The sequence below is a fragment of the Nocardia sp. NPDC006982 genome, from assembly GCF_042869435.1.
Classification (GTDB): Bacteria; Actinomycetota; Actinomycetes; order Mycobacteriales; family Mycobacteriaceae; genus Nocardia.
This window is the reverse complement of record NZ_JBIAFV010000030.1, coordinates 1-5,557: the sequence shown is the minus strand read 5'-3', so window position 1 is coordinate 5,557 and position 5,557 is coordinate 1. Positions and strand designations below refer to the sequence as shown.

Here is a 5,557-nt window from a genome sequence, read left to right as displayed (position 1 = left end):
GTGGCTCCCGGGGGCTTGCTGCGGCGTCACCCCCGTGAAAAAACTTCCCCCCCCCCCCCAAAATTTGGGGGGGGTGGGGGTTTTCTAAAAATTACCCCCCCCCCCCCCCCCCACGACAACCATGACGCTCAAACGCCCATCGAGACCGACGACGACACGCAGCAAACCGTCGCCGCGCACGAGCCCGAACGACGCGACGCACCGGTCGCAATGGTCGAAACACCGCCGAATGCACACTTTGCACCCGTCGAGGTCGCCATTGACGATGCCTGGCATTTCTTCGCCGTCGGCCTGCGACGACGAGCTTGAAAGGTGGCGTGCTAGTTATCGCACCATTGACAGCCGCCCGGCGGGAACGTGATCTGCCAGTGGCTCCTCATCGAGTTGAGTACCGCGACAACCCAACTGGCGGCGTTCGTTGAACCGACCACAGCCTGGGGTCTGCATCGTCACACGCTCTTGCGGCACCCCGAGGACCTTCCACCCGCACTCCAACTACCAGCGAGGCGTGTCATGACCTTTGCCTACACCAGAACCTGTTACTCCATCCGCCTCAGCGACGGAAGACTCCTCGACGTCATCAACGCGCCAGCGGCAGGCGACGTTCAATACGAGATTATCGGCGGCGCTATGGCTTACACGTGGAGCGATCCCATCCTCGCCGAGCAATACCGCACCGCGATGCGTGCTGAGGTGAGCAGATTCGGGCTGGCTCCCGAACAGTTCGATCGAAACGTCCAAGTGGTCGCCATACGCACCACGACGACAGTCGACATCAGCGGGTACGTCATCGAGGTCGAGTGCGCCCCGAGTATCGGATGCCACCGACGGGCAACGTTGGCGTGCATCCCAACTGACACCGGCTCTACGACACCCGTCCCTCACTGAATGCTGAAGCAGCCTAACTGAATATCGCCTCCGAAACCCTCAGGGATGCATGTCCCCCTGGGGGTCTTGTGCACTTGAACGCAGATGTCGACACCGAAGCCGGGTCGATGAAACGCCTGCACTCGCACCGCCTGGATCACGGGTCGTCTATGCGTGTGCTCGCTGAAGTCCGTCCGGAAGTTCATCGCGTATCGAAATCGCCCGCTGCCCCAGACGGGGACGCCCAACCAGTGGCTGGGCGTGTCAATCGGTCACGCCCGAAACACCTTTACTGAAGGAGTACCTGCATGGCCGGAGACACAGTACTGACCATAATCGGATTCGTTTACTGCACTTACTGACCCCTTCATGCGGACATAGTGCTTATCGAGGGGCCTGGTGATCCCGTGACGATCACCCGATACACCACCTCCTGGCGGCACTCGCCGCTGTCGATATCCACCGCTGCTCCGCTCCATCGCCACAATTTTCGAACTTCGCGGCGAGCACGGCACCCGTTACCGGGTCGGCCTATCCGACCGCTCTCACGCACCTGTCGTAGTGGCTCGACATCATCAGCGGTCTCGGCTGCCGCGCCGCGTGATCGACATCGGTCTACCCGCACTTATCCGGTACTGCAACCGGATTCGCGGTGGCCGTTTCCCCTCGCCCAGCGCGGTCATCGCACACACCCGACCGAGAGAGGACTTCCATGCCTGACAACACAGACGACGCGGTATCGCGCTCGATCGATCACACCATCGGCGATCTGAATCGGGTTTCCCACGACATCGATCCGGGCGAGCCGCTGCATGTGAATGATCCCGGTGAATTGATCGTGGCGGTGCCCGCGATGGTTGGGTTCGTTCCCGAACGCTCGCTGGTGGTGGCAGTGCTTCGCGAGCGCGGTGATCGGCGACGACCGATTATCGACGCGGTGCTGCGGTTCGATCTACCTGAGGACCCCCACCCGAATCGGGCGGATGCTTACGCCGACGCCGTCGCCACGATCTGCGCAGCCGAGGACGCGACCACTGTGCTCATGGTGATCGTCGATGATCGAATCACCGAACCCGACGACACGGAACTCCAGGGTGCAGACGGCGGGGCATGGACGAGGCTGGTCGCCGCGTTCACCCGCTGCCTCGCGGAGGTGGAGATCCTGGTCGCGGGAGCGTGGGCGGTGCGCGCGATCGAACCGCAGCAACGGTGGTGGGACCTGCTCGAACCGAACAGCGGTGGGACGCTGCCGGATCCGGCCACCTCGATGGTGACCTTCGCCCACGTGCTCAATGGGCGACCGATCCGCAGCGCGCGCTCCGAAGTCACCGATCTGCTCACCCCCGACACAGAACTCGCCGCCCAGGTCGCGGCGGACCTCGATGAGGCCATGGCGCAAGCGCACGACCGATATGTCGAAGCCGTGCGGCGCGGCGATCCCGACAGCTATCACCGGCAGGAGCTGCAGCGGGTCCTGTGGCGGGTCGCCGACACCGACTCCGGGATCGCCCTTACCGCCGGTGAGTACGCCGAACTCGCTGCGGTGCTGCGGGATCGGACGGTACGCGACGCACTGTTCGCACTGGCTCTGGGCGAGTACGCCGAACCCGCAGAACGACTGTGGGTGGCGTTGGCTCAGGCATTGTCGGGTTCCGGCCGCGCCGACGCGGCAACACTGCTCGCCTACAGTGCCTACGTCCGCGGTGACGGGATCCTCGCGGGTGTCGCCCTGCAGGCCGCTCTGCAAGCCGATCCGACACACTCGATGGCGATCCTGCTCGAGACCTGCCTGCGCACCGGAGTACGCCCGCAAACCCTGCGACGACTCGCCCACACCGGAGGCGGCATCGCCGCCGACCTCGGCGTCGATTTGGGACCGATCCCCCGCTGACCCAGCGCGGCCCATCCACAACACCACCGACTGCGGGTGTTCCTCGACTACCCGCGCGCGGGCGGTTTCGACACCTGAACACGCCCCGATTCACGCGCCTGCCGTCCCCGGTCGCCGACATCGCCGGGGGCAACGACGACGCGCAGGGCGTGCACGCGATCACTGTTCTCATCCAACAACACTCGAAGGAGTACTCAGCATGGCTGGAGACACCGTCATCACCGTGATAGGCAACTTGACTGCCGACCCTGAACTGAGATTCACTCCCGCTGGCGCAGCGGTCGTGAATTTCACTGTCGCCTCGACACCACGGTATTTCGATCAAAACAGCAACGAATGGAAAGACGCCGAAGCACTGTTCATGCGATGCAACGTGTGGCGTGAACACGCCGAGAATGTCGCCGAAACGCTCACCCGCGGCATGCGAGTCATCGTCTCAGGCCGACTCAAGCAACGCAACTACGAGACTCGCGAAGGCGAGAAGCGATACGTCGTAGAACTGGAAGTCGACGAAATCGGGCCCGCATTGAAGTACGCAACGGCCAAGGTCACCAAGAACTCCCGCCGGGACTCTCCGACAATGGCCGGAGCCGGGGCCCGCAGCGGTGGCGGTCGCGCGACCAACGGTAGCGGCGACGGATGGGCGAGCTCCTCGACCACCAATGTCGCAGACGATCCGTGGGGGAACGCCCCCGCTGCTGGCTCCTTTGACAGCGGCAGCGACGGAGCTGCGCCTCCGTTCTGATCCTCGGACTCAGCGATTCTTGTCCAGCGGCGGGGCCTGCGGTCCCAGCCGCTGGACAGCTGAGAGGGCTGGGATGGCCGGGATTTTCGGCTGGCCGTGCGCCCAGCCCGACCGAGGGCTACCAGGTGGGACGCCGCCACGCGTCCGGGCCCGCGCCCGTGCGAAAACGAATTTCCCTGGCGCGGCGTCCCACCGAGCCGTCATGTCTGGGTGGTCAGCGCAGGAAATTCGTTCCCGCCCGAATCGGCGCGTTCCCTCCCGCGTGTCGTCCTCCCACCTGGCTTAACGCCCACGGGCTGGTCGCCCGACCAGCCGAAAATCCCTTCGGAAGAGGCAACTTCCGACGGGGTTACACCGCAAATCGCGAAGACAGGAACACTCCCGTGGAGCACATCTCCTTCCTCGATCAAATCTCTTACATCGACTATCTCTTCGAAACCAATCGCGTCGCGGCACGCCACGCGTTCTTCAAAGCACTCGAGTTCGCCACTCCCCAGGACCGGGCATTTCTGGAGCGGATGGCGGAGATGTATTCCACGCACAAGTTCGCCAACACCAACATCTGGCTCGAATCCGTCAAGAAGGCCGAACCTCATCTGGCCGAGTGCATTGATGCGTGTGCACCTTTGACCGATCCCACGCTGTACCAGCGCCGACTGTTAGATCAGCAGTGGGACGCGATACAGAACCCGGTGGCCCTGGAAGTGGCCGAGATGCCGCGGATGCCTATCCGCGACTACTACCGCGCGCCCAACTTGAAAGGCAAGCTCACCAAAGCGATCGATGACGCGCGCTTCGATAAGGAAAAGCTTCGTCGACGGATCCAGCAACGTCCCCGCGTCCGACCGGAGGGCGAACTTCCCGAACGGGAAGATCCCATCGTCGCCGATTACTGCGCCACGATGTTCACCGACTCCGTCGCCGAGGAGACGGCACTGCCTGAGTGGCAGCGTCCGCCCGTCGAAGACGAGGCCGCCCTTCGTGCCGCAGCCGACCGCGATCCACGCGTCGTCGCGAACCGCCAGCGCGCCGAGCAGGCACGCCGAATCGCCGCAGCCGCAGCCGAACTGCGACGAGAAGCAGACAATGACACGCCTCGCCGTGCCCGTGGCAAGGACGACGCCGACGCACAGAAGATGTGGGACGGCTTCTATGTCTCCTACGTCGCCGAGCAGTACGACGACGCGGCACGTGACCTATGGGACAGCCAGAACGCGATCGCGAACAATCAACGTCGCGATGCCGCGGCGAACACCTACCTGCGTGATGGGAGCGATGTGGCCAAGCGTCGTGCCGCCGCCCAAACAAAGCCGCGCCGCGGCCGAATCTCCGACGAAGAACGTGAAGCGTTCGCCGCGGCTCGAACCAAGCTGAGGACAAATGGCGATGCTCGTGAGCAGATCCCGTTCCAGGGCAACGGAATCGACATGATTCATCAGGCCATGTCCCGGGTCGTCGGCTGGCGCTGCGTGTCCTGCTTCATCGAGCGATGTGAACTCGACAACCTGCAGATGCATCATCGCGGTGGCCGTCGTGTCAGCGATGACGGACTGTGCGATCTGTGCCGCGAGGACGGCCGCCCAGGCATCCCGCCCGCTCCCGGTGCATTCACTACCGAGGAGTTTGTCCTTTCGCGTTGCCGGTTCATCGCCAACGCCTACCCCGGCGCTGCACGCGCAATCCTCGGTGACGTGTGGCGACGCGCCGCACCGCATCCGATGTGCAAGGTCATCACCACCTTCCTCCGGGAGAATCCGGGCCTTCCCGGTCAACCGGTGCTGGCCTCCAAGCCCAGTGCTGCGAGGTCCACCAATGCCTCGGCTCACAAACGCGGTCCGGCTCGGGGAGCAAACCAGCACCAGCGCAAGTGCGATGGCTGCTTGACCTACTGCACGGTGAACAACGAGGACGGCTTCTGCTCTGCGTGCCGCATCCGGTTCGGCCTTGTCGAGGTAGCTCCGACGGTCAAGGGCCATTCTCGTGCCCGCCGCGCTGCCTGATTCAGATCCACCATCCAGCGGGCCGCCCCGGAAATCACTCCGCGGCGGCCCGCT

3 protein-coding genes are annotated in these 5,557 nt (G+C 64.1%); all 3 read left to right on the top strand.

Translation table 11 applies throughout. From position 1 onward, the window contains the following. Positions 1–1,579: 1,579 nt before the first annotated feature. The 3 genes from ACFYOW_RS46140 (at position 1,580) to ACFYOW_RS46130 (ending at position 5,503) form a co-directional block, all read left to right on the top strand. Positions 1,580–2,758, top strand: a complete 1,179-nt coding sequence (locus tag ACFYOW_RS46140) for a DUF4192 domain-containing protein (RefSeq protein ID WP_387297954.1) — start codon at positions 1,580–1,582, stop codon at positions 2,756–2,758. 199 nt (positions 2,759–2,957) lie between these two features. Next, positions 2,958–3,503, top strand: coding sequence for a single-stranded DNA-binding protein (locus ACFYOW_RS46135; protein WP_387297952.1), 546 nt, complete (start codon positions 2,958–2,960; stop codon positions 3,501–3,503). A 125-nt stretch (positions 3,504–3,628) separates the two neighbouring features. Next, positions 3,629–5,503 carry a hypothetical protein gene (locus tag ACFYOW_RS46130; protein WP_387297950.1) on the top strand — a complete coding sequence of 625 codons (1,875 nt, stop codon included), beginning with the start codon at positions 3,629–3,631 and terminating at the stop codon, positions 5,501–5,503. The last annotated feature ends 54 nt before the right edge of the window (positions 5,504–5,557 follow it).